Source organism: Streptomyces smyrnaeus (assembly GCF_017676345.1).
GTDB lineage: Bacteria > Actinomycetota > Actinomycetes > Streptomycetales > Streptomycetaceae > Streptomyces > Streptomyces smyrnaeus.
Genome location: NZ_JAFFZM010000007.1, coordinates 42,521 through 67,898 on the forward strand (window position 1 = coordinate 42,521; position 25,378 = coordinate 67,898).

Here is a 25,378-nt window from a genome sequence, read left to right on the forward strand (position 1 = left end):
CTCTGTCTTTCATCCAATGTCCTGAGGCTTGACGGAGCGTGCCGTCGTGCCGGTACAGGACCGTTGTTACGGGAGCTACGCAGCACATGAACGCTTTGATCGGGAAGCTGGAACCTGTCGCCATCATCGGCATGGGCTGCCGGTTCGCTGCCGGGATCGACTCTCCCCAGGCGTACTGGGCGTTCCTGCGGGAGGGCCGTGAGGCGGTCCGGGAGATTCCCCCCGAGCGGTGGCAAGGGTATGACGACCGCGGCACGGATCACGCCGTGGTACTGCGGCGGACCACCAGCCGGGGCTCGTTCATGGAGGACATCGCCGGATTCGATGCCGCCTTCTTCGGCATCTCCGCGCGCGAGGCACGGCTCATGGACCCCCAGCAGCGCATGGCGCTGGAGGTGTGCTGGGAGGCGCTGGAAGACGCCGGCGTACCGCCACTGGACCTGGAGGGCAGCGACACGGGTGTCTTCATCGGCGTCGGCTCCGACGACTACGGCCGCCGCCTCCTGGAGGACCTGCCACGCATCGAAGCCTGGACGGGCGTGGGCAGTTCGCCGTGCGCGGTGGCCAACCGGGTCTCCCACGTTCTGGACCTGCGCGGCCCGAGCCTTTCCGTGGACACTGCGTGCTCCTCGTCGCTGGTGGCCATCCATCAGGCGTGCCAGGCGCTGCGAGCAGGGGAGACGCCGCTGGCTCTCGCCGGCGGCGTCATGCTGGTCGCGGGGCCGGGGCTGTCCGTGGTCCTCGACAAGGCCGGTGCCACCTCTCCCGACGGGCGCTCGAAGGCGTTCGACGAATCCGCCGACGGGTACGGGCGAGGCGAGGGCTGCGGCATCGTCGCCCTCAAACTGCTCAGCGCCGCCGTCGAGGACGGTGATGAGGTGCTGGCCGTCATCCGGGGCTCCGCGGTCCATCAGGACGGACGTACCAAAGGCATCATGAGCCCCAGCCAGGAGGCCCAGGAGCATCTGCTGCGGCGCGCTTATGAGGCCGCCGGTGTGGATCCCCGCGACGTGGACTACATCGAGGCGCACGGGACCGGTACCCCGACGGGCGACCCGGTGGAAGCGGGCGCGCTGAGCACCGTGCTGGGACGGCATCGCTCGGCTTCTGCCCCGTGCCTCATCGGATCGGCCAAGACGAACATCGGGCACCTGGAGGCGGGAGCGGGCGTCGCCGGGATCATCAAGACGGTGCTCGCGCTCCAGCATGAGCTGATCCCCGCCTCGCGGCTGTCCACCGCCCCCGACCCGCGCATCCCGTGGGGGGAGAACGGCCTGCGCCTCGCCACAGCGAACACCCCATGGCCCGCCGGACCCCGGCCGCGCCGGGCCGGGGTGGCCAGCTACGGATACGGCGGGACAATCGCTCACACCGTCCTGGAGGAAGCTCCGCGACCGCACCGGGACCCCGTCGCAGCCGCCCCTCCAGCCGCGGCGGACAACCGCCACGGCGAGTTCCCGTTGCTTATCAGCGGCGGCACCGCCGCCGGGATGCGCGCGTACGCAGAGAAGCTCGCCGTGCACCTGGCGCGGCATCCGGGGGCGGACGTTACCGCGCTGGGCGCGGCCCTCTCCTGCAGGCGCAGCCATCTCAGCGAGCGGGCGGCCGTGCTGGTCGCTGACGCAGCGGAAGCCGTACCGGCGCTGCAGGATCTGGCGAGGGAGGAAGAGCACCCCAAAGCCGTCACCGGAAGGGTGCCGAGGACACAGGCGCCCGCGAATCCGGTGTGGGTCTTCTCCGGCCATGGCTCCCAATGGGCGGGCATGGGCAGGGACCTGCTGGAGGAGGAGCCGCCCTTCTTGCAGACGATCGAGGAGCTGGAGCCGGTCTATCGCAAGGAGGCTGGATATTCGCTGCTCTCGCTGCTCGCCGACGGTGTCCCGGACGACACCGTTCGCATCCAGGCGGCTCTCTATGCCGTGCAGACGGGGCTGCAGGCTGTATGGCGCAGTTGGGGGGTGCACCCTGCGGCCGTCATCGGGCACTCGGTCGGTGAGATCGCCGCAGCTGTGGCGGCCGGTGTCCTCGATGCCCGGGACGGTGCACGGCTGGTGTGCCGGCGCTCCGCCCTGCTGGAGCAGGTCGTCGGCCGGGGCGCGATGGCCATGGTGAGCTTGCCGTTCGAGGAGGTGGCTCGGCGTCTGAAGGGGCAGCGGGACGTCGAAGCGGCGGTGGCGGCGTCGAAGACCTCCAGCGTCATCTCCGGCACGACCGCCGCTGTTTCCGCCCTGCTCCGGGAATGGCAGGAAGAGCAGCTCCAGGTGCGGCGCGTCGACTCCGATGTCGCCTTCCACAGCCCGCACATGGAAGCGTTGTGCACCCGCCTTGCCGCGAGCGTCACCGACCTCGAGGCCGCACCGCCCAGCGTGCCGCTCTACAGCACCGCCTTGGACACCCCGCGTACGACGGCCCGGCGCGATGGCCGGTACTGGGCTGCGAACCTGCGCAACCCCGTCCGCTTCCAGCAGGCCGTCGAGGCTGCCATCGAGGACGGGCACCGGCATTTCCTGGAAGTCTCCCCCCACCCGGTCGTCACGCACTCCATCGACGAGGCGCTGGCGGACTCGGGCGCCGAGAACGCGTATGTCGCCCATACCCTCCGCCGCGACCGCAGCGCCCGCTCCACCGCACTGCTCAACTTGGCCGCACTGCACTGCCACGGCGCCGCGGTCGACTGGAGCGCCTTCTACCCTGGCCGGCCCGCACGCGACCTTCCCACCACCGCATGGCAGCACCAGCACTTGTGGGCGGAGCCTGCTCCCCACGAGTCCGCTGGGGCAGGACACGACCCCGACTCCCACACCCTGCTCGGCGACCGCACCTGCGTACGCGGAACCACCCGCACGCTGTTGTGGCGCACTCGGCTGAATGAGGACTCCCGCCCCTTTCCCGGCCGCCACCCGGTGCAGGGGACCGAGATCGTACCGGCCGCGGTGCTACTGGTCACCTTCCTCTCCGCGGGCGCCGCCGCCCTGGAGCGCCCCACGTGGCCGCTACTGCGCAACATGGTCCTGCACACACCGGTGCCGACCGGCGGGGACCGCGAGGTTCAGGTGGTGCACCAGGACACCACCCTCAGCCTCAGCACCCGCCTCCTTGAGGAGGACGGCAGCGCGCCCAGCGGCTGGGTGACACACGCCAGCGCCGTCACCAAGCACGCCACAGGGCACGGGGAGACGCGTTCACCGAAGCAGAAAGACCCGGAGGGTTGCCCCGAGGTGTCGGCGGACGCGTCCGCACACGAAGTGCTTCCACCGGACCACGTCAGCTCCCGTCTGGCCGAACTCCAGGTGGCGGAGATGGGCTTCCCCTGGCGCATCGAGGAACTGCGGCGCGGAGACGGCATCCTGACCGCCGAGGTCACCGCGGACCCGGAGGCGTCACTGCCCACTCCCAGCTGGGCATCCGTGCTGGACGCCGCGCTGTCCACAGCCTCGGTCCTCTTCCCCGGAGAACCGGTTCTGCGCATGCCCGCCCGCATCGAGGAGGCCAAGGTGTGCGGGCCGCCGCCCGCTCGTGCCACGATCCGGGCACACCTTCTCCAGCCTCCCGGCCCCGACGGCTCCGGGATGGTCGAGGTCACCCTGGACGGCCACGGTGTGGACAGCACCCCCTCGCACGACGCCCAGGACGGCCGGGAACGCAGCCGTGCCCGGCTGTCCGGACTCACCTACCGCCCGCTGGAAGCCTCCGGTCGCTCCGTGACCCCGGCGCGGCTGCTGCACGAGGTGTGCTGGAGTCCCTGCCCCACCCCGTCCGGCCCGCCGCAGACGATCTCCTCCCTCCACGTCGCCGCCCCCAAGACCCCCGGCACCCAGGACCTCCTCGAACGCCTGGGCTCGGTCTGCGCGCAGAAGGAAATCGCCCTCACCACCGGCGACCCTGGACTGCCCGACAGCGCGGCACTGCCCGACGCCCTCCTTCTGCTGTCTCCGCCGGCCGATCCCGGCGAGGACGCCGACGCTCCCGACCGCGCCGCACTCGACCTCATCGAAACCGTTCAGCAACTGGCAGACCGGGACAGCGGCGCGAGTACCCGCATCTGGTGCCTGACCTTCGGCGTACGCGAGGCGGCACGGCGACCGGCATTGACACAGGCACCGCTGTGGGGAATCGGACGCGTCTGCTCAACCGAACACCCCGAACTGTGGGGCGGCGTCATCGACTTGCCGACGACGCCCGAGAACACCGATCTCACCGCGATCCTGCCCCTGCTGCAGCACCCCGGCGCCGAAGAAGTGGTCTGCGTCCGCGAGGGACGCCAGGAGACCGTCCGTCTGCGCGCCGCGCACGCCGCGTCAGCGGAGGGAGCAGAACCGGACACCCGATCCGCCCCACAGCCGGTGACGGACACCGGACCGGAGATCACCTGCTCGCCCGACGGCACCTATCTGGTGACCGGCGGCCTCGGGGCACTGGGCCTTCGTGTCGCCCACTGGCTCGCCGAGCGCGGGGCACGCCGCCTGCTGCTGCTCTCCCGCCGCGGACTACCGCCCCGCGAGCACTGGGACGACCTCAGCAAGGACAGCGACGTCCAGGCCGTGGAGTCCATCCGGGACCTGGAAGCAACCGGTGTGACAGTGCGGATACTTGCCGCCGACGTCACCGACCGCAAAGAGCTCTCGGCGCAACTCGCCCCGCACCGGCTCCAGATGCCGCCCGTACGCGGAATCGTCCACGCCGCGGGCGTGACCGACAACCGCTGGCTGCGCGACTGCGACGAGGAGTCCCTGCGGGCGGTCACCCGGCCGAAGGTGCTCGGGGGCCTTGTGCTGCACGAGCTCTTCCCGCCCGGTTCCCTCGACTTCTTCGTCCTCTTCTCCTCCGCCGGACAGCTGCTGAACCTGCCCGGCCAGACCCTCTACGCCGCAGCCAACGCCTTTCTCGACGCGCTCGCCCACCACCGCAGGGCAGCCGGAGCGAATGACACGGCCAGCATGGCGTGGACCAGCTGGCGCGGACTGGGCATGTCCACATCCTCCGAGGCGATCGACGCCGAACTCGAGGCACGCGGAACCGCGGACATCACACCCGAGGACGCCCTCGCCGCCTGGAACATGGCCTCGGGCAACGCCGCACCGCACATGGCGGTGCTACGCCTGCTGCCCGGTTCCACCATGAAGGACCGGCCCGCCGTCCTGCGGGAAGTACAGGCCCCCGCCCCCGAGGGGGAGGAGGCGAACGGCGGGTCCGGCTCGCAAGAGCAGTGGGGGCAGATGTGTGCGCAGGAGCTGCCCGCAGTCTTGCTTGACCACATCAGCTCCGCGCTGGCCGCTGTCCTGGGCACTCCGGACGCGGGCATCGACCCCCACCGCCCCCTCAGCGAGATGGGCGTGGACTCCATCATGACCGTGTCGCTGCGCAGGCGGCTCCAGCAGCTCACAGGGATTCCCCTGCCACCGACCCTGCTGTGGAACCAGCCGACCGCGACCGCCATCGCAGACTTCCTCGCCGAACGGCTCGCCCAGCAGGCCGACACCACATCCGAGAACAGGGCCGAGACAGCCGACAGGACCGACGCCGGCGCCCGGAGCGGTACGTAGCTCCCGGCACGACCTGCTCCACCAAGTCGGAACCTCTGCCCGCACCTGCACGGTCCAGCTGCGCCGAAACCCTGAGCAGCCGGCCCTGGAGATCGCCTGGCTCCAAGACGGCGTCCCACGACCCGTACGGCGTCGTGAAGACGACCAGGCGCACCGGACAGCGGCTGTCACAGCGCCGCGCGTGTGCCCCACGGCGTGCCGGCGTCGGGCACCTCGATGGATGTCTGTACCTACTAGTATGTACAATCTCGGCATGGAGACTCGAAAGCGCTTGATCACCGCAGCTCAGAAATTGCTGTGGGAGCGTGGCCATGCGCGGACCAGCCCGAAGGACATTCAGGCGGCAGCCTCGGCCGGGCAGGGCAGCATGTACCACCACTTCCACAGCAAGGAAGACTTGTCCGTCGCGGTACTTGAGGTGGCCGCACGGGCAATGCGGCACGATGCTGAGGCTTCGTTCTCCGGCCCAGGGACCGCGTTGGAAAAGCTGGAAGGTTACCTGCGTCGCCGGCGGGACGGTCATCATGGTTGCCGGATACGGCAGATGACCTGCTTCGTCGGCGCGCTTGCTTCGCCGGCGTTGATGGCACCTGTGACGACGACGCGGAACTGGCTGCTGGAAGCCGTCGCCGATGCTGCTCGTCGAAGCATCGAGAACGGTGAACTGCGCGACGACATCGATCCGACAACTCTGGCTTGTAACGCCGCCACGGTCGTCCGGGGCGGCTGCCCTCTCGCGAGGGCTCACGGCAATCCCTCGCAATTCGGTGCAGCGGTGGACGGTGCTGTCAGCACACTGGAACGGGTTGCAGCGTGAGTCTTCCGGAACAAGCCACGTTCACCGGCCATGTCAATGCAAAGGTGCTGCGCATCGCGGACGACGATTCCAGGTTGGTGGCCTACGAGGTCACGTTCGCCCCGGAGGCACGTACGCACTGGCACTCGCATCCTCACGGGCAACTGCTCCTCGTGACTTCTGGGGCCGCTCGCATCCAGCTCGAAGGGCATCCTGTCGCGGAGATCGACGCCGGAGACTCCCTGTGGATTCCGCCCGCTGCCCGGCACTGGCACGGAGCCGCACCAGCGGGACCGATGACACATATCGCCATGCAGGAAGCAGCGGCCGACGGCAGCACCGTGATCTGGAGCGGGCCCGTCTCGGACGCCGCCTACAACGACAACCGACCAACGCCTTCGAAAGGGGCCCCTTGATGTATGCCATGCAATACTCCGTCCCGCTGCCCGCCGACTACGACATGCGGATCATTCGTGATCGCGTCGCCCGGACCGGTCATCTCCTTGACGGTTTCTCGGGCCTGAATTTCAAGGCCTATCTGATCCGCGAGAGGTCGAACGGGGCTGCGGTCAACGAGTACGCCCCGTTCTACGTCTGGAACGACATCGACGGGATGAGGGCGTTCTGCTGGGGTGAGCCCGGCTACTCCACGATCGTGCGCGACTTCGGCCGACGGCCGATCCAGGACTGGACCCTTATCAACCTCGCTGAAGGGCACCGCAGTCTTGACCAGGCCCGCTCGATGTCGATCACAACTCAGCCACTGCCTGCAGGCGCCGCCCCCGTCGATGTGATCGAAGACCTCACCGAGGACTTCCTTGCCTCGGTCGGCCCGTCGACCATACGCAAAGTGGCCGCAGTCGACGTCACATCCTGGACTCTGCTGCTGGCCGAACTCAACGCCGATCAGCCGACGGCGGACCATGAGGCCATCAGCTACAGAGTTTTGCACGTCTCACCGGGACCCCGGGGCTGAGCCGAAATACTCCACCGATCCGCGCCAGGTCAGTCGAACGGGAATGGTCCGAAGCGCCCCCAAGCCACGAAGATCATCCCGGCGAGGAAGAGCAGGTCGCCGAGGATTTCCTTGTACTCGGCTCGCCGGATTCGCTCGGTGACGGCACCGGCCATGTACAGGGCCATCCCCGAGGCGGCCACCGGCACGAGAACTGGCGCGATGTTCAGCAGTCCGGGTAGGAGCAGGCCGAGTCCGCCGAGAAGCTCGACGGTCCCCATGAACTTCACGTTGCCGGGAGTGAAGTCCTCTGGCCAGTGCGCCTTCGCGGCGTACTTCCCGTACGGCGAGACCAGCTTGACGATGCCGCCGGCAATGAAGCCGATGGCGAAGATGCCGGCGACGATCCAGAGTGCGACGTTCATGGTTCTGCTCCTGCTTGCGATGGCGCTTTCGAAGGGACGAGATGGCCCCCGCCGGTGTGACATCGCATAGGCTGCGGACCGCCATCTCGCAGCTCGAAGCGCTGCGTCGTCACATGTCGAACGGTGTCGTGAGACGAAGGGGACGCAGCGGTGGCACGACAGATCGCACGCGCCAAGGAGCGGTTGGCCGAGTTCGAGGAGTTGCGCCCGACCCTCTTCGCGGTGGCTACCAGATCCTCGGAAGCGTCGCCGAGGCGGAGGACGCGGTTCAGGAGACCTGGTTGCGCTACGCAACAACGACGGTCGAGCCGGACTCGCTGCGGGCGTACCCGAGCACCTTCGGCACACGCCTTTCCATCGATGTGCTTCACTCGGCGCGAGCGCGCCGGGAGGCGTATGTGGGGCCGCGGTTCCCCGAACTCTCCCGACCGATACCCGCGACAGCCCATCGTGGGGCGCGGCCCCGGCCATTGATCCGGTGCAGGCAGCAGAGCTTGCCGGCTCGGTGTCAATGGCCGTGCTGGTGCTGCTCGAACGGTTCAGTCCGTTGGAGCGGGCTGTGTTCATGTTGCACGCTGTCTTCGGCTTCAGCTACACCCGGATCGCTACGATCGTGGGCCGGTCCGAGAGCGGAGCGCGTGTCGTCAGCTCCTGTCCCGGGCTCATCGGCACGTCGAGGCCGGGCGTCCGCGCTTCGAGGCCGACCGCCGCAAGCGGTCCGAGCTCGCTGACCGGTTCTTCGCTGCGCTCCACGACGGCGAAGTCGAGGCGCTCGAGACTTTCCTGGCGGCCGACGTCGCGGCAATCAACGACGGCGGCGGCATGGCCGGCGGCGCCGGGGGCACATGTTCGGCCCGTCACGGAGCAAGACGCGTTCGGCAGCAGCGAACAACTGCTGCTCTGCAGGCGACAGTGACGCCCGCAGGCGCCCTCCCGGAGGGCAGGTCGACCTCTTCGCGCGTCTGCCGGAGCACCAACTGCAGGGCCGGATCGCGGCGCATCGTCTCGGCGAGCGCCAGGTCGATCGCCGCCGGGTCGGTGCGTGGACTCCCGGACGCCCGCCCTCTTTCCGCTCGGACCGGCAACCCCAAGCCACAAAAGCCAAAAATTTGCTTTAGCTGCGAGTAGACCCTACGGTGCTTAAAGCTAAGTAATTGCGTTTGCACTCGGGAGGGTCCCATGCCCAGCGTCCTGTCCGATCCGCCCGCGCTACCCGAACCACCCGCGCGCCGCTCCCCCATGTCCGCCACGCCCCGTGCGGAGGACGAGGCGGGAGCGGGAAGCCGTGCGAGAAGTCGCGGGGCTGCCTTCGCGCTCGATACGTCGATCCTGACGGCGCTCCTGGCCGCGTCCAGCGCCCCGACGCCGCTGTACCCCCTCTACCAGGACCGATGGGGCATCTCCGCGCTCGTCGTCACGGTGATCTTCAGCGCCTACGCCCTTTCTCTGCTGCTCGCCCTGCTCACCACCGCAGCGCTCTCCGACCATCTGGGGCGGCGCCCGGTGCTGGTGGGTGCCCTGCTCGTCGAGGCCGCCGCCATGGTCGTCCTTGCATCGGCGGACGGTGCTGCCCCCCTGATAGCCGCCCGGGTCCTGCAAGGGGTGGCCACAGGCGTAGCCACCAGTGCCGCGGGTGCGGTGCTCCTCGACCTGGCGGACCCTCGTCGCCCAGGCCGGTCGGCACTGACCAACAGCATCGCCCCGGTCGCAGGAATGGCAACCGGCGTCCTCGTCGCCACCCTCCTCGTCACCTTCGCCCCCGCCCCCACCGTCACCGTGTACGTACTGCTGGCCGCCCTGTTCATCACCCAGGCGCTCGCGGTCACGTTCACCGAGGAGACGGCCCCCCGCCGTACGGGGGCGCTGCGGTCGCTGCGTCCACGGCTCCGCGTCCCGGCCACGGCCCGCCCCGCCCTGCTGGCCGTCGGCACCGGGGTCGTCGCCATCTGGGCGCTGGGCGGCTTCTACTCCTCTCTCGGACCCGCCCTGGTACGCCTGGTGGCGCCCGAGGCGCCGCAGGCGGCTCATGGCATGGTCTTCTTCGCTCTCAGCGCCAGCGCCGCGCTCACCGTGTGGACGCTGCGGCATACGGCGCCCTCCACCGCGGCGATCGGCGGCTGCGTGACCGTGCTGCCCGCCACCGCGCTGACCATCGCCGGCCTGCACGGTGCCGGACTGCCCGCCGTCTACGGCGGCGCGGCCCTCGCCGGCATGGCCTTCGGCGCCGTCTCCCAGGGGGCGCTGCGGATGATCCTCGCCTCGCTCGACGAGGCCGACCGCGCCACGACCCTGGCCGCCTACTACATCCTCAGCTACCTCTCGATGAGCCTGCCCGCCGTCGCCGCGGGCGGCGCCACCCAGCTGTACGGACTCGCGACCGCCTCCCACACGTATGCCGTCATCGGCGCCCTCCTCGCCCTGGCAGCCCTGGCGGCTCTTGCCGCACTCGACGGTCCACGGCGCAGGGCAGCACCCATCCAGCAGCCGGCCACCTCAACGGACAACACCTGCGCCGGCATCGCCCCCGCGCCAGTCCAAGACATCGCGCCGTGAGCCGCTCAGCGCCACAGGCGCCCGCCTGAGCAGTCCGCGACTCCGAGGCCGGAGGCCGGCCCACCGGCCGAACGGACAGTCTCACTCGCTGAACGGGCGGTTCGAACGGGTGGTTGACTCACCGCCCCGCTTCGGTGAATTCGACCAACACATGTTCGCCGCGGCCCGCGCACTTCCGTCCGGTGTGGTCCTCCCCGGCAGCAGACCGCGCAGTCCGTCGCGGGCGAGGTCGGCGAAATCGGCGTATCCACCGACCGCAGCTTCGTCTGCCCTGAGCTGACCGATACTGCTCCGCACCACGCCAGTTGTGCCGTACGGGCAGCGCGCGGACGGCCTCGATAGTCTCCACCGGCCGCGCGGACGCGCACGCCTCCCGGCCACGCTGCACCAAGCCCGCCGCACCTTCGCGACCGAGTAGGACACCGCAATCGAACCCCTCGGGGCAGTCGGTCGTGCGAGAAGGTGTAAAGGCGTATCTGGCGGCGATCGAGACAGCTGTGGCCCAGCGAGCACTTTCACGACCACGGCCATACCGTTCCTCTCCAGCACGCTGGTGGCCGCACCGTCCTGATGGACGAGCAGCACTTCCGGGCGTTCGGCGTACAGGTGGCACAGGCCAGCCCGGTTCCGCTTGCCCGTACGGCGCCGGCCGGACTCCCACGCGCTCATCAGGCTCGCGTCCGTCGCACCACCGGTGATCGCGTTCAAGGCGTCGGCGGCTTCTTCCAGCGTCATATTCAGCGCGGGCCGGGCTCGCTTGACACCCACTCCTCCCTCGACACGCTGCTCGGGCCGCCCCAGGAGCGGTACTACGCTCGCGGTTTCACCCATGACGAGCACCGGCTGGGCCACGTGCGGGTGGACCTCGCCCGATTGCGTGCCGACGCCGAGGTCACCTCCTGGCGCGAGCCGGGGGCTCCTGTGGACTGCGCGGGCATCGACGGGTCGCGCCGACCGGTCCCCTCGCTGATCGACTGCTTCGTCACCAACCTCCAGTTGGCACAGGTGCTCATGTACGAGCTGGACGGCGTGGCCCGGTCCGAGAGCAACACGCTGTGGATGCTGCGTACCGTCCTCGACGCCGCCCCGGAACCCTCCCCGCCGGCGGCCTGCACCACGGCGGCCCGCTCCTTCCCGGTGCACACCAGGGTCACCGGCAAACATCTGCTGCCGCTGCACGGCGGCACCTGGCGCAACGTCGAGATCGCCGGCGAGTTCGCCGGGGTCTCGCTCCGTTGCTCGCTCGCCCACGAACTTCCCGCGGCCGCCGCGGCACGGGTCGCCTGAACCGAGGAGACACCCCTATGAAACTGGCAGTGTCCGGCACCTACTCGGCCGGCAAGACCCTGACCGTCATGGCCCTCTCGCACTACACCGGCATACCCCGCACCCTGGCCCGGACCATCCGGGAGATCCTGCCCCACGCCGTGCCGGGAAAGTCGCTGGCCGAGTGCACCCCTGCCGAGTACCTGCAACTGGCGATGCGCCGCCATGTGGGGCGCGCGGTGGAGGAGGCCCGGCACCCGGACGGGTTCCTCTCCGACGGCTCCTCCCTCCAGGAGTGGGCTTACGGCGCGATGCGCGTCAAGTACGGCATGGACCCGAACACCACTCGGGAGCTGGCGCAGGTGCCCCACTCGGCGCTCTCCGCGGAGATGCTGTTCTTCGAGGCGGTGGTGGAGCAGTTCGGCCGCGCCTTCCGTCAACACGTCAAGGAATCCTTCGACGCGTATGTGCACCTGGCCAACGAGCTGCCGCTGTCGGCGGACGGGCACCGCCCCATGCACGAGGGCTTCCGGGCGGCGTGCGACGAGATGCTGCTGCGCACGCTGGACGAGTTGAAGATTCCCTACCACATCGTCGGCGGCAGCCTCGAAGAGCGGCTGATCAGGATCGCGGAACTGTTCAGCTTCCCGACGGTCACGAGCACCGAGGATGCCATCGCACGGGCTCACAAGGAGTACGCACGGATCGACAAGCATCTGGAGACAGCACGTGACCGGGCACATGCGGCCTGAGACCGCGCCGGGCGGCCGGACGGCAGCGTTCTTCGACGTGGAGAGCACGCTGTTGTCGAGCGCGGAGCAGTCCGGCTACGCCGACCGCGGATTCGCCGGCTGGGAGACGGAGATGGCCTTGCGGCACGTCCGCGACTGGTTCCGGCAGCACCGCAACGGGGGCGGCCTGTTCGACGGCCGCGTCCTGACGGCACTACGTGGGCACGCCCGGCAGGGTGCGCTCATCGTGCTCGTCTCCTCGGCGGCCATCACCTGGCTCACCCCGCTCGCCGAGTACGTGGGCGCCGATCTGGCTCTCGGTTCCCTGCCCGAGGTCCGCGCCAACCGCTACACCGGAGGCCTCGCAGCCACGCTGACGGGGCGCCACAAGGCGGACGCCGTGCGGCGCACCGCGCACACCCACGGGCTGGACCTGGCGCGCTGTCATGCATACTCGGGCCGACTCCCCAATCTGCCGTTTCTGCGCAGCGTGGGTCGTCCTCGCGTCGTGGGAGCCGAGCCGGGGCTGGTCCGGCAGGCGCGGCGCGAGGGATGGCCGTGCTGGCCGAGCGGCTCGGTACGCCGCCGCGAGGGGCTCGGCGGGCTGAGCGACAGGGAAATGGAGGTGCTGCGGCTGCTGGCCGAGGGACGCTCCAACACCGGCATCAGCCAAGCGCTCTGTTTGAGCGGCAAGACCGTGGAGGCCCACGTCCGCAGCCTCTACAACAAGCTCGGCCTGGTGCCCAGCGTCGGGGAGCACAGGCGAGTGAGGGCGGTGCTGGCCTATCACGGGCTGCGGCCGGACGCCCGCCCCCAGCCGGAGGCTCCGGCGCCCGTCTCCGGGTTGCCGCTCAGCCCGCTGCGACCCTCTCGTGCCCCCACTCATCGGACGGTTGCGCGGCTGCCCGTCCCGCTGGCGCCGTCGCCGGACTCCGAGTCGGCCAACTTCCCTTCCCCACCGTCCGCGGAACAACGTTTAGGAGGTCGCAGATGACAACGGCAACGGATTCGCCCTCACAGCACCAGGATGTCGGGCGGTTCACCACGGTGGACTCCGCCGACCGGTCGGCGTGGTTCATCGAGTTCATGGACTTGGCCAACGGACTTCCCGAGTACCGCCGGATGCGGGGCGAGTTGGCCGCTTCGCTGGGTGAACTGTCCGGAAAGCGGGTGCTCGAGGTCGGTTCCGGCACCGGGGACGACGCCCGCGAACTGGCCGCCCTCAGGAGGACGGACAAGTCTTGCCGTCGCCTTCGTGACGCTCCTCATCATCGGCACCGACCTGTTCGTCATCTCTCCGCTGCTGCCGGACATCTCGCGGGAATACGGGGTCTCCGCCGCCACGGCCGGCAACTCCGTCACGGTCTTCTCACTGGCCTACATGGCGGGCGCACCGCTGGCCGGATCCCTCGCCGACCGGCTGGGCCGCCGCGCCGTACTCATCACCGGGCTCGTCGTCTTCGGCTTCGCCAACGCCCTGACCGGGCTCTCCCCCGACTTCGCCGTGCTCTTGGCCGCCCGCGTGCTGGCCGGTCTCGCAGCCTCCGCCGTCACTCCGTCGGTACAGGCGCTGGTCGGCCAGACCGCACCCGCCGAACGGCGCGGCTCCTGGATGGCCGTGGCCACAGCCGGCTTCCTCGTCTCTCTCGCCACCGGGGCACCGACCGGGACAGCGGTGGCATCCCTGTTCAGTTGGCGCGAGACGTTCGTCGGACTGGGCGTTCTGGCAGCCCTGCTGGGCGCGCTCAACGGCTTTGCCTGGCCCAAGGGAGCCGGCTCCGTTCCGCCGGCCGCCGCCGACGGAACCTTGCAGCCGGCCGGTCCCAGTCTTCTCGAGAAGGTACGGGCGGTCTCCGTCACCGGTCTGTGGGCGTTCGCCGTCTACAGCCTCTACACCTACATCGGCACCGGACTCAGCGAGGTCGCGGAGCTGTCCACCGGGTGGGTCGCCACCGCGCTCGTCCTGTACGGCGTCGGCGCGGTGGTCGGCAGCCTCAGCGGCGGACGACTGGCCGACAGGTTCGGCACCTCCAAGGTCGTCATCAGCAGCCTGGTGCTGCTCTCCGCGCTGGAACTCCTCCTCGATCTGGCCTTCCACGCCCCGGACTGGGTGCTCCTCGTGGTCCTCGGTCTCTTCGCGCTGGCCGCCTACCCGTGCCTGCCCGCCTACCAGTCCCGACTCGTCGGGACCTTTCCCCGGCACACCGGCTCGGTGATGGCGTGGAACAGCTGCTTCATGTACCTGGGCACCTCGGCCGGTGCCGCGGCAGGCGGAGCCCTGCTCTCCTCGGCGGGTTTCTCCTGGATCGCACCCGCCGGTGCCGTCGTCGGGCTGATCGGGGCGCTGGTCCACGCCCGCTGGGCGCTGCCCCGCGGTTCGGCCGCGCCCGTCACCGGCACCGCCTGACGCCCTCGGCACCGGCCCGGCGCCGACGGGTCTTGAGGGAAAACCCCGATGTCCTGTGGCTGTCCCGCTTCTAGCGTTGGCCCCACCCAGCAGCCGACGCACGAGGGATACGTGGTGACGCACTCCAGCGCCCAGCGCAACCAGCACGGCATCACCCTTCGGGTCAACGGCGACGAGCACGCCATCGTCGTCACGCCCAGGACAACACTGCTCGACGCGTTGAGGGAGAACATCGGGCACCTCTGCAGGGACGGGAAACCGTTCCGGGGCGTTGGTGATTACCTGTCAGGCAGTGCCGCATCGAGCGCATTCTTCCTGCTGGCTTTTGAGCTGTGTCACTCCTGACGGTGGCCGCCGGTTGACGGGCGTCCAGCCAGTGCCTGGCTGTCATTCAGCAGTCGTGTCCGGGCCCCGTTCCGCTCGTCCCCGCACGATGTCCCGTAGTGCGAGAGCGAGCCGCACGAAAACTGTCAGGGCGCCGGCAGCGGCTGCGGCGCACAGGGCGAGGAAGGAGTCGGGCACCCAGTTCAGGAGTTGGCGGGCGCTCATCGAGCGGGCCAGGGCCAACAGTGCGACGCCCGGCAACGCGCCGGCCGTACACCAGGCCGTGGTCATGACGGCGAGGCGTGTCCGGGATGAGTACACGCGCTGTCGCCGCAGCAGGGCGAGGGAGCGGATCGTGGCTGCGAGCAGTAGCAGGGCCGAGCCTGTGGTGGTCCACACGGCGGTGTGGTAAGGGAGCGCCGTGGCGGCTTCGGCTGGTTCGCTGCCGGCGAGGATTCTGGTGGCTCCGAAGCCGACCTCCATGACTGCCGGGTCGTGGAGGAGTCCGTGCAGGTTCTGTTGGACGACGAGGGCGGTGTTCTGTTCGGGTAGGAGGAACAGCATCGCCGAGTAGCCGGGTGTGGCGCCCGTGTGCCAGATGGCTTTGTCGAGGGGCGCGTCCAGTCCGCCGATGCGCCAGCCGAGGCCGTATCCCGTGCCCTTTCCGCTCGGCCGCAGTCTGCCCTCTTCGCGCATGAGGCGTACGGACTCGGGGGTCAGGACGGCCTTGCCGTCGGCGGTCTTGCCGGCGCGGAGTTGGAACGAGGCGAAGGCCGCCAGATCGTGCAGATCGCCGCCGAGATATCCGTAGCCGGCGCCGTCGTTGTCGATGCCGTCCGCGATCGCGGAGGGGATGCCCCACAGGAGTTGGTGTCCGGGAGGCAGTGCGCGCTCGCGGGCCGAGACGGCGTCGGTGATCGCGCTTTTCATGCCGGCCGGTTGGAGTACGGCACGCCGTAGGTATTGGGCGTAGGGGCGTTTGGTGACTGCTTCGACGAGTGCGGTCAGGACGAGGTAGTTGGCGCTGGCGTACTGGTAGCGCGCGCCGGGTGGGCCGAGTGGCTTGATGCCTTTGAGGTCGGCTATGCGTTGCGCTGGATCGGGGCAGTGGGTGTCGAGGCAGTCGGTGATCTTGGAGGTTTTCGTCTCCGGGAGTCCAGCGGTCTGGTTCAGCAAGTGTTGGACGGTGACCTGTGAGGCGTGTTTTGTGCCGCCGAAGCGGAAGCTTGGGAGGTGGTCGATGACCCGGTCGTCGAGGCGGAGTCGGCCGGATTGGGCGAGTGTCATGACGGCGGTGGCTGTGGCGGGTTTGGCGACCGAGCCCCATAGGAACGGGGTCTTTGCGGTGACGCGTCGGCCGTTTCCGTCGGTGCCCCATGACCGTTGGTGGAGCGGTCCGTCGGGCCCCACGACGGCGTAGGAGAGTCCCGGGGTGTCGGTGGCCATCATGCGGGTGCGCACGAAGTTGTCGAGTTTGTCGTATGTGGCGTGTGCAGCTGGCCGGTCGGCATGGGCTGGTTGTGCTGAGGCTGTTTGTGGGGTGGCGGTCAGCGATGCGAGTAGCAACACGGTGGTGCTGATGGCGGTGGTGCGCAGGTGCAGGGGCTTGGGGCCGGAGGGGGGTGGAGGGGTGGGTCTGAGGTGGAAGAGGGCTCTGGAGAAGGGGGTGGGCATGGGCACGGGTGCTCCTCGCGATAACCGTACGGCTATACCGTATAGCCATACGGTTTTTACCGTACCCTGATACGGTTATCAAGTGCCGAGGACAGCGGATCATGAAGAACGCAGACGTCAGATCGCCGTGGCGGTGTGCGAACTCATCTCCAACAACGGCTTCGACGCGGTGACCGTCGCCCGCACGGCTGCGACGGCGGGCATCTCAGTGGGCTTGGTACAGCACTACTTCCGCACCAAGGACGAGATGCTGTTGCACGCCTTCCACCACGTCAGCACCCACGTCCGGCACCGGATCGACAAACGCATCCAGGCGGGCATCGAGCACCGTCGGCCCATCGCCAGGGTGCTCGCAGCGGGGATGGCCGAACTGCTTCCGCTCGACGCGACCCGGCGCACCGAGTTCCGCGTGATGCGTGCCTTCGCCGGGCGCGCCCTGGATGTTCCTGCGCTCGCTGAGGTCGACATCGAGACTGCCAGGGCGCTGCGCGCGGATATCGCCCGGGCGGTGCGCAACGGCAAGGAGTGTGGCGAAGTCGAACCCGACCTGGACCCATGGCCTGCGGCCGTGCGTCTCGCCGCGGTCACGGACGGGCTGGCGCTCCAGGTGTACCGGGACCCGGATGGCGTGCAGGGCATTCCCGCGAAGGAACTCACCTCCTCGATCCTCGATGCCGAACTCGGCGCCACGTTCACCGGGCAATGCCGGCAGTACGACTCCCGGAAGGACCGCCCGTAGCGGCTGCGCGTTTGCGTACGGCGATGGCCGAGGGCCCTGATGGTGGCAAGGTGTCCGACGACCTCGACACCGATGACGCGCCGCTGAGCTGATGTTGGCCACGGCTCTGGGGCTTACGGGGTGCGGGGACGAGCCGCCCCTGGGGCCTTGCCTCGAGCGTCTGACCGCTGCGATCGAACCCGCGGCCCAGGCCCTGGTAGGCGCGCCCGCGGAAGAGGTCAGCTTCTCCGACCGTCCGCTGGAGCATCCGGGTAGGAGCCTCCGCACCGCGTCCTGCGTGGTCTGCGCGTCGGTGTTTCGGCGCGCCGTCCTATGAGGTTGTGCAGCTGCAGGGCGCGGACATCCCGGCGCTCGTTCAGCGGGCCGGGCTCGATGCGGAGGGGTTCGGTGGGCAGTTGCACACGCTGAAGCTGCGCGTACGGATGGACGTTCTGTGGGCGTCCGGCTGGGAGAGGTACAAGCGCCTGGGGCTACGACAGCGGCCCGAGCCGGACAGGGGCACCTGCAACACCTGCTACACCTGCTCCATGCGGTTGCTCGCCGGTCAGGACGGGCCGGAGGCCCGGCCGCGTGTCCGGATGCCACCGCAGCAGGGGTCGGCGAAGGTGCCGTCGGCTGTCAGGCAAGTGGGGGGTCGGCGGGGCGGATGCGGCCGTCGTCGAGTGTCACGATCCGGTCAGCGGCGGACAGGCCCGCTTGCTCGTGGGTGACCAGCAAGGTGGTGCGGCCCCGGGTGGCGTCGAGGAGGTCGGAGAGCACGGCGGAGGCGGTGTGCGGGTCGAGTCCCTCGGTGGGTTCGTCCAGGACGAGGACGGGCGGGTCGGCCAGCAGCGCGCGGGCCAGCAGCAGCCGACGGCGCTGACCGCCGGACATCGCGGCGCCGTCCTCGCCCAGGACGGTCTCCCAGCCGTCGGGCAGCGACTCGATCCACTCCAGCAGCCGGGCCCTGCGGGCGGCCTCGCACAGGTCGGTGTCGCGGGCGTCGGGGCGGGCGAGGAGGAGGTTGGCGCGGATGGTGGTGTGGAAGACGTGGGCGTCCTGGGTCATACCGGTGATCACCCGACGGACGTCGGTGCCCGCGGCCTCGCGCAGTTCGCGTCCGGCGACCCGCACGCTGCCGGCCTCGTAGTCGACGAACCGCATCAGCGCCGCGATCAGCGTCGACTTGCCGGAACCGCTGGCGCCGAGCAGGACGGTGCGGCGGCCGGGCAGCAGGCGCAGCGTCACCCCGTCCAGCACCGGCGGGACGCCGGGGTGGTGGCGCACCCGCAGGCCGGTGATGTCGACGCCCAGCTGTCCGTCGGCGGGCAGTTGGGCGGGCGCGGCCGGCTCGGTGACCGGCGGGGGCGTGTCGAAGAGGCAGGCCAGCCGCCCGGCGCGGGCCCGGATGTCGGCGTACCGGCGGGCGGCGGCCGGCAGTGCCGTGAGGGTCTCGAAGGACACCAGCGCCAGTACCGCGAGGACGGTGATGTGTACGGCGGGCAGGGTGCCCGCGGCGTGGGCCCGCAGCGCGAGCCAGGTGACGCCGAGGGTGGCCGCACCCTGCAGCAGCAGCACCGCGGCTCCGGCCAGCGAAGTGGTCAGGGCGCCGCGCCGTTCCAGCACGGCGATCCGGCCGGCGGCGTGGTGGGCCCGCGTGGCGGCGGCGTGGCCGGCACCGTAGGCGGCGAGGTCCGCCGCGCCCTGGGTCAGGTCGAGGGTCAGGTCGGCGAGTTCGGCCCGGGCCGCTTTGTGGGCGTGGCCCGCCTGGCGGGAGACGGTGAGCACCAGAAAGGGCACGAGCAGGCCGGCCACCACGAGCAGCGTTCCTTGCAGCAGGCCCGCCTGCGGCAGCAGGGCCGCGGTGACACCGGTGGTGGCGGCGGCGACCGCGGCGGCGGACGCGAGGGGGAACAAGACACGCAGCAGCAGGTCCTGGACGGCGTCGACGTCGTCGAGGAGGCGGGTGAGCAGATCGCCGCTGCGGAAGGCCGGGCTGCCCGCCGGGGCCAGCGGCACCAATGCCTCGTACACCCGGGCGCGGAAGTGGGCGACGGCCCGCAGTACGCCGTCGTGGCCCAGCAGCCGGTCGCTGTAGCGCAGTGCTCCGCGTCCGAGGGCCAGGGCGCGTACGGCGACGATCGCGAGGCTCACCGCAGTGATGGGGGGCTGTTGCGCGGCCCGGGTGATCAGCCAGGCCGCAGTGGCCATCAGCGCGGCTGAGGCCAATTCGCTGCCGGCCGCGGCGAGCGCGGCGGGCAACAACCTGCGCCAGTGCGGCAGCAGGTGCCCAAGGAGGCGAGCCGTGGGGTGTTGCGTACGGGCACCGGCGGCGTACTGGGTACGGGCATCGCCGGGGTGCGGAACACCGGCATCGCCGGGAGCCGCCGGGGCGACGTCGCCGGGAGCAGGAGCGCCAGCATCACCGGCACGCGGAGCGAGGGCATCGCCGCGACGCGGCGGCGGGGCGGATGCGGGTGCCGGACGGGGCGTGGGGGTGGCGGTCATGACCTCACCGGTCCCTCGGCCGGTGCCGGTTGCTGCGGGGCCGGCCGACCGGCCGCGATCGTGATGACGCGGTCTGCGTGCGGCAGCAGGCTGGTGCGGTGGGCGACCACGATCGCGGTACGGCCGTGCATCAGGCGGACCGTGGCGCGGGTGACGGCGGCCTCGCTGTCGGCGTCGAGGTGGGCGGTCGGCTCGTCCAGGAGCAGCACAGGAGCGTCCTTGCAGAAGGCGCGGGCCAGGGCGAGGCGTTGGCGCTGGCCCGCGGAGAGCCCCGTGCCCCGCTCGCCGAGCCGGGTGTCGTAGCCCTGGGGCAGTGCGTCGATGAAGCCGTCGGCGAAGGCGGCGCGGGCGGCGCGGCGCACCTCGGTGTCACTTGCGGCGGGCCGGCCGAGGCGGATGTTGTCGGCGACGGACGCGGCGAACAGATGGGGGTGCTGCGGCACCCACGCCACCTGGGCGCGCCAGGCGTCGGGGTCGAGGAGGGCCAGGTCGGTGCCGCCGACGGTGACCCGGCCCGACTCGGGGGTGACGAAGCCGAGGAGCAGGGCGAGCAGCGTGGACTTGCCCGCGCCACTGGGACCGGTCAAGGCGATGTGCTCGCCGGGGCGCACGTCGAGGCTGAAGCGGTCCACGGCGGGGGCGGCGCGCCCCGGGTGGCGGACGGTGACCTGCGCCAGGCGCAGCGGCGCCGTGCGGGCGTCGGGCGGTGTGCGGCGGTCGGCGGCGCGGAGCGCGGGGGGTGCCTCGTCCAGCAGGGCGAAGACCTTCTCGGCCACTGTGACGCCCTCCGCGCCGTCGTGGAAGGCGGCGCCCGCCGCGCGCAGCGGCAGATACGCCTCGGGGGCGAGGAACAGCACGGTCAGTGCCGTGTGCAGGTCCGTGTGGCCGCCGAGCAGGCGCAGCCCGACCGGCACAGCCACCAGGGCCACGGAAAGGGTGGCGACCGTTTCCAGGACGAAGGAGGAGAGGAACGCCACGCGCAGGGTGCGCATCGTGGCGCGGCGGTGGGCGTCGGCCATCTCGCGGACCACCCGCGTCTGGTGCTCCGCGCGGCCGAAGGCGCGCAGCGTCGGCAGCCCGGCGATCACGTCCGTGAAGTGGCCGCCCAGGCGGGAGAGCAGGGTCCACTGCCGTGCGGTGCGCTGGGCGGTGTGCATGCCGACCAGCGCGCCGAAGACCGGGATCAGCGGCAGCGTCAGCATGATGACCAGGGCCGAGGACCAGTCGGTTCCCAGCAGCCAGGCGACGATGGTCGCGGGTACCACCACAGCGGCCGTCATCGTCGGCAGATAACCGGTGACGTACGGGTCCAGGGCGTCCAGGCCGCGGGTGAGCAGTGTCGCCGTCTCACCGCGCGGACGGCTCGCCAGCTTCAGCGGGCCCGTGTCGCGCAGCCTGCCGGTGATCCGCTCACGCAGCGCGCGCTTGGCATCGGCGGCGGCGCGCTGCGCCAGCATCCCGCGGGCCCAGGCCAGCGCCGCGCGCAAGGCCAGCACTCCGCCCAGCGCGGCCAGTGCCGTGCCGGGCGCAAGATGGCCGTCGAAGCCGTCCGCCAGTAGCGCCGCCAGCAGGCTCGCCTGGGCGACGACGAGCACGGCGCCGAGCAGTGCCAGCACCCCGGAGGAGGCCATATGGCGGCGGAGCGTGGGCAGTTCTTGCAGCAGGCGTCGTTCGGCGGGCTTCATCCCAGTGTCCTTGAGGTGATTCGCAGGCGTTCAGTAACAGCCGGGTAGTTCGCGGACGTTCAGAAGTAGCTGGGGTGGCGGCGTCCCGTGCGTCCGCGGAACGCCCACCAGTTCCACGCCTGGTAGGCGAGGATCATGGGCACCACCAGGACGCCGAACACGCTGAGGATCTTCAGCGTGGCCTCGTCCGTGACGGCGTGTTCGATGTCGAGGCCCTGTCCCGCAGAGCTGGCCAGCAGGTACGGATAGTGGCCCGCCCCCAGCAGCAGCACGGGCAGCGCGGTCGCACAGCAGGTGGCCACGAACGCTCGCACGAGATGTCCTGTTGTGAAGGACCACCAGGCGGCACCGAGCGAGGCGGCCACGGCGGTGGCGACGATCGCCGCCGCCTCCCGGTTGGTCATCGAGGCGCCCGCGCCCAAGAGCGTGAGAAGCAGCGCGAGCAGCGCCGCGGCCGAGGCCGCACGCAGCAGCCTCGCGCCCAGCTCTCCCGCCCTGGCCGCCGTCGCGGGCCGGGCCCGCAGCGCGACGAAGCCCGCGCCGTGTCCTGCGAACAGCAGGGTGGTGGTGAGGCCGCAGGCCATCACGAACGGTGTGAACACATCCCCCGGCCCGATGTGGAAGCTGCCGTCCGCCCGGCGGGGCACACCGTGCAGCAGCAGACCCACGACGAGCCCCCAGCACAGGGCGGGCAGCGCGCCGCCGAACGCGATCAAGGCGCCCCATACCCGGCGGGCGCGGGCGCCCCGGCTGCGGCGGCGCAGCTGCACGGCCGCGTTGCCCAGCACCAGACCGGTGAGGATCGCCACGAACAGCGGGTAGAGGCCGGACAGCAGGGAGCCTTCCAGATGCGGGAAAGCGCCGAACATCACGCCCGCGAAGGCGACCAGCCACACCTCGTTGCCGAGGAAGAACGGCGCGATGGCGTCGAGTGCGGCGTTGCGGTCCGCGGCCCTCCCCGGCCGTACGTCCTCGCCCTCCGGTGGGCCACCGCCCTGCGGCTCGTGGCCCTGTGGTGGATTGCGGTCGTGCCGGTCCCCGAGGAAGGGGTGCAGCATCTGCGCGCCGTAGTCGTATCCGCCGAGCACGAAGTACCCGGCGAGCATCAGGCCCAGAAGGGCCAGCCAGGCGGTCTGGAGACTCATCTCGCTCCACTCTCCTTCAAAGGGCCAAGGCCGGCTGCGTGTCGCCGGCGCCGGCGGAGGGGCCCTCGGGCAGGTCCTCGGCGAGCGGCTCGGTCGCGCCGAGCTGGGTGGCAGCCGGGCCGCGGACGGCGAATCGGGTGATCAGGGTCCAGTTCGTCACCGCCAAAGCGACGAAGACGGTGATGAAGACGGTGCAGGATGTGATCAGCGAGGCCCTGCTGACGTGGGACAGCGCGTCCTCGACCTTCAGTTGGCCGTAGACCATCCAGGGCTGGCGTCCCATCTCGCGCACCACCCAGCCGCCCACCGAGGCCAGGAAGGCGAACGGGATCATCGCGGTCATCAGATACGCCAGCGGGCGCCAACGCACCAGCCGGTCCTTCAGCAGCAGGAACACCGCGACCAGGGTGATGGAAGAGATCGTGTTGCCGATGACCGTCATGCTGGTCATCGAGAGATGGATCCAGCCCTGTGGCGGTACGTAGTCGCCGGGGCCGTACTGCTCGACGAGCTGCCGCTGCAGCTCGGCAACGCCGGAATCTTCCAGCACCGCGTGCTTCATCGGCTGCGTCCGCTCGATCACCGGGCGCTGCATCTCGCCCACGATGACGACGAAGAAGGAGGCGACCATGGCCACCCACGTCCCGAGACGCAAGGAGGAGCGGAACAGCTCCTTCTCCTTGGTGCCGCGGGCGAAGTGCCAGGCGCTGACCCCCGCCACCAGGACACCGCCCGTGGTCAGGGCGGCGAGCGTGATGTGACCGAGGGCGGTCAGCGCGCTGGAGTTGGTGAGCAGTGCCCCGAAATCGGTCAGGTAGGCGACACCGTCGCGGACCTCGTAGCCGACCGGGTGCTGCATGAAGCCGTTGGCAATCATGATCCAGTACCCGGAGGCGTATGCCGTCAGGGCGACCAGCCAGATCAGCGTGACGTGCACGCCCTTGCGCAGCCGCCCCCAGCCGAAGATCCACATGCCGAGGAAGGTTGACTCGGCGAAGAAGGCGATGAGCGTCTCCAGCGCCAGCGGGGCGCCGAAGACGTTGCCCGCGAACGCGCTCAGCCCGCTCCAGCTGAGCCCGAACTGGAACTCCATGACCAGGCCGGTGACGATACCGACCGCGTAGTTGATGACATAGAGCTGTCCCCAAAAGCGGGTCATACGCTCCCGGAGGGCTCTGGTGGCGGGATCACGGGTGCAGACGGCACGGGTGTGCATGAACGCCACGAGAGGGACGAGCCCCATGGTGAGGATCACGAACAGCCAGTGGATGCCGGTAGTGGCCGCGAATTGGAGCCGGGCCAGCTCCGTTGCGCTCATGTGCGACCTTCCTGGGAAACGGGTGGGCAGACGGGACGAGTCGAACCGTTCCGAACGGGGTTCGAGCGGGTCCGAAGGGATCGGAGCAGGTTCGAGCGGATTCGAGCGGGTTCGATGAGACGCGAGGGAAAACGGTGCCGGGGCCCTCGCCTCGCGTATGCAGGTGCCGACGGCGTTGTTGCCCGTCACCTGTGCGATGGCCCTGCCAAGCACCGTAGAGACAACCGCTTATCCAGTTCCAAGACCGTTTTCGCTATGTGTTGATACCTGCGCAGGCATAAGCGAAGGTGAGGTATGGATCTTCAGCAGTTGCGCTACTTCCAGACCGTCGCACGGTACGAGCACATCAGCCGTGCCGCACAGGAACTGCACGTCGCCCAGCCCTCACTCAGCCGCACCGTCGCGCGCCTGGAGGCCGAGATCGGCACCCCGCTCTTCGACCGACGCGGCCGCCGCATCCGGCTCAACCCGTACGGCACGCTGTTCCTGCGCCACGTCGAGCGCGCCCTGAGCGAACTCGACGACGGTCGCAGGGCCGTGCGTGAGGCCCGGGGCCTGGGACTGGGCCGGGTCTGCCTCGCCTCCGAGACGCTACTGACCGTCACCCCGCTCCTGGGCGGCTTCCGCCTCGCCTACCCACGCGCCGACATCCGCCTCTTCCAGGCCAACGCAGAGGAGATGACCCGCCTGCTACGGGCCGGCGAGGTCGACTTCTGCCTCGCCTCGCAGCCGCTGCCAGACACGGAGACGGAGTCGGTCGAACTCGCCCGCGAGGAAGTACTGCTCGCGGTGCCGCCCGGGCATTGGCTCGACGGGCGGGAGAGCGTGACGATCCGCGAGATCGCCGACGAACCCTTCGTCACCACCCGGCGGGGTCACTGGCAACGCACCCTGCTGGAGCGGCTGTTCGCCTCCGAAGGGCTCACCCCGCTGCTGTCCTGCGAGGGCAATGAACCAGGCGCCAGCCAGGACATGATCAGCGTCGGTCTGGGCATCGGCCTGATCCCGGCCGTCTCCCGCCAGGCCGGCACCGAGACGCGTGTCCCGGTCGCCTGGGTGCACCTGGACGCACCCGACTGCCACCGCGTGCTGACACTGGTGTGGAACCGCGACGCCCACCTGTCCGACGCAGCCGTACGCCTGCGGGAGTACGCCACCGAGCGCCCCTTCATGACACACCGTCTACCCGAGCAGCACCCGTCCCGCCCCCAGGAGCACGTCTGAAGCCCCTCGGCGCGGCGCGTTCACCTCCGGTGCGTTCCGACGCCCTGCCACCCAGTCAGCCGAGGATGCCGCGTATCCGAACGGCCCGAGCGCGGCAACGAGCCGG

General features: G+C 70.2%; 18 protein-coding genes and 1 pseudogene. 13 read left to right on the top strand and 6 right to left on the bottom strand.

What is annotated here, in order from left to right:
- Positions 1–86 precede the first annotated feature (86 nt).
- The 4 genes from JW613_RS13280 (at position 87) to JW613_RS13295 (ending at position 7,315) form a co-directional block, all read left to right on the top strand.
- The gene (locus JW613_RS13280; protein WP_209211009.1) at positions 87–5,543 is read left to right on the top strand and encodes a type I polyketide synthase; all 5,457 of its coding nucleotides are present in this window, start codon (positions 87–89) and stop codon (positions 5,541–5,543) included.
- A 253-nt stretch (positions 5,544–5,796) separates the two neighbouring features.
- Positions 5,797–6,360: a TetR/AcrR family transcriptional regulator gene (locus JW613_RS13285; protein ID WP_209211010.1), complete on the top strand. Its 564-nt coding sequence runs from the start codon at positions 5,797–5,799 to the stop codon at positions 6,358–6,360.
- Entirely contained in the window at positions 6,357–6,755 is a 399-nt protein-coding gene (locus JW613_RS13290; protein ID WP_209211011.1) for a (R)-mandelonitrile lyase, read from the top strand. The genes JW613_RS13285 and JW613_RS13290 overlap by 4 nt, the downstream gene beginning before the upstream one ends.
- Positions 6,755–7,315 carry a DUF4865 family protein gene (locus JW613_RS13295; protein WP_209211012.1) on the top strand — a complete coding sequence of 187 codons (561 nt, stop codon included), beginning with the start codon at positions 6,755–6,757 and terminating at the stop codon, positions 7,313–7,315. Before JW613_RS13290 ends, JW613_RS13295 begins: the two co-directional genes overlap by 1 nt.
- Positions 7,316–7,344: 29 nt before the next feature.
- Here JW613_RS13295 and JW613_RS13300 read toward each other — a convergent pair whose 3' ends face one another.
- On the bottom strand, positions 7,345–7,719 hold the full coding sequence (locus tag JW613_RS13300) for a DoxX family protein (RefSeq protein ID WP_209211013.1): 375 nt from the start codon (positions 7,717–7,719) through the stop codon (positions 7,345–7,347).
- A 162-nt stretch (positions 7,720–7,881) separates the two neighbouring features.
- Between JW613_RS13300 and JW613_RS13305 the strand changes: the two are divergent.
- From JW613_RS13305 to JW613_RS13335, 7 genes and pseudogenes are all read left to right on the top strand, one after another.
- Positions 7,882–8,547 (top strand): annotated as a pseudogene (locus tag JW613_RS13305) (sigma factor-like helix-turn-helix DNA-binding protein); the annotation flags it as partial.
- A gap of 351 nt (positions 8,548–8,898) precedes the next feature.
- Entirely contained in the window at positions 8,899–10,272 is a 1,374-nt protein-coding gene (locus tag JW613_RS13310; protein WP_245225570.1) for an MFS transporter, read from the top strand.
- A gap of 570 nt (positions 10,273–10,842) precedes the next feature.
- Complete coding sequence (locus JW613_RS13315; RefSeq protein ID WP_209211014.1) at positions 10,843–11,559, top strand: AvrD family protein; 717 nt, start codon at positions 10,843–10,845, stop codon at positions 11,557–11,559.
- A 17-nt stretch (positions 11,560–11,576) separates the two neighbouring features.
- Positions 11,577–12,290 carry an AAA family ATPase gene (locus JW613_RS13320; RefSeq protein WP_209211015.1) on the top strand — a complete coding sequence of 238 codons (714 nt, stop codon included), beginning with the start codon at positions 11,577–11,579 and terminating at the stop codon, positions 12,288–12,290.
- Complete coding sequence (locus JW613_RS13325) at positions 12,268–13,263, top strand: haloacid dehalogenase-like hydrolase (RefSeq protein WP_209211016.1); 996 nt, start codon at positions 12,268–12,270, stop codon at positions 13,261–13,263. Before JW613_RS13320 ends, JW613_RS13325 begins: the two co-directional genes overlap by 23 nt.
- Positions 13,264–13,524: 261 nt before the next feature.
- Positions 13,525–14,676 carry an MFS transporter gene (locus tag JW613_RS13330; protein WP_209211017.1) on the top strand — a complete coding sequence of 384 codons (1,152 nt, stop codon included), beginning with the start codon at positions 13,525–13,527 and terminating at the stop codon, positions 14,674–14,676.
- Positions 14,677–14,790: 114 nt separating this feature from the next.
- Positions 14,791–15,021: a hypothetical protein gene (locus tag JW613_RS13335; RefSeq protein ID WP_209211018.1), complete on the top strand. Its 231-nt coding sequence runs from the start codon at positions 14,791–14,793 to the stop codon at positions 15,019–15,021.
- Between the two features lie 42 nt (positions 15,022–15,063).
- On the opposite strand, the gene JW613_RS13340 is transcribed toward JW613_RS13335, so the two are convergent.
- Complete coding sequence (locus tag JW613_RS13340) at positions 15,064–16,461, bottom strand: serine hydrolase domain-containing protein (protein WP_307865880.1); 1,398 nt, start codon at positions 16,459–16,461, stop codon at positions 15,064–15,066.
- A gap of 295 nt (positions 16,462–16,756) precedes the next feature.
- On the opposite strand from JW613_RS13340, the gene JW613_RS36575 reads away from it, so the two are divergent.
- Positions 16,757–17,413: a TetR/AcrR family transcriptional regulator gene (locus tag JW613_RS36575; RefSeq protein ID WP_209211019.1), complete on the top strand. Its 657-nt coding sequence runs from the start codon at positions 16,757–16,759 to the stop codon at positions 17,411–17,413.
- Between the two features lie 618 nt (positions 17,414–18,031).
- Here the strand turns inward: JW613_RS36575 and cydC are convergent.
- From cydC to JW613_RS13365, 4 genes are read right to left on the bottom strand one after another with little or no spacing between them, the layout of a single operon-like run.
- Positions 18,032–19,900, bottom strand: coding sequence for a thiol reductant ABC exporter subunit CydC (gene cydC / locus JW613_RS13350; RefSeq protein WP_209211020.1), 1,869 nt, complete (start codon positions 19,898–19,900; stop codon positions 18,032–18,034).
- On the bottom strand, positions 19,897–21,585 hold the full coding sequence (gene cydD / locus JW613_RS13355; RefSeq protein WP_209211021.1) for a thiol reductant ABC exporter subunit CydD: 1,689 nt from the start codon (positions 21,583–21,585) through the stop codon (positions 19,897–19,899). Before cydD ends, cydC begins: the two co-directional genes overlap by 4 nt.
- Before the next feature lie 59 nt (positions 21,586–21,644).
- Complete coding sequence (locus JW613_RS13360; protein WP_209211022.1) at positions 21,645–22,730, bottom strand: cytochrome d ubiquinol oxidase subunit II; 1,086 nt, start codon at positions 22,728–22,730, stop codon at positions 21,645–21,647.
- A gap of 16 nt (positions 22,731–22,746) precedes the next feature.
- On the bottom strand, positions 22,747–24,048 hold the full coding sequence (locus tag JW613_RS13365; RefSeq protein ID WP_209211023.1) for a cytochrome ubiquinol oxidase subunit I: 1,302 nt from the start codon (positions 24,046–24,048) through the stop codon (positions 22,747–22,749).
- 294 nt (positions 24,049–24,342) lie between these two features.
- Here JW613_RS13365 and JW613_RS13370 point away from each other — a divergent pair, with 294 nt between their 5' ends.
- Entirely contained in the window at positions 24,343–25,272 is a 930-nt protein-coding gene (locus JW613_RS13370) for a LysR family transcriptional regulator (RefSeq protein WP_209211024.1), read from the top strand.
- The last annotated feature ends 106 nt before the right edge of the window (positions 25,273–25,378 follow it).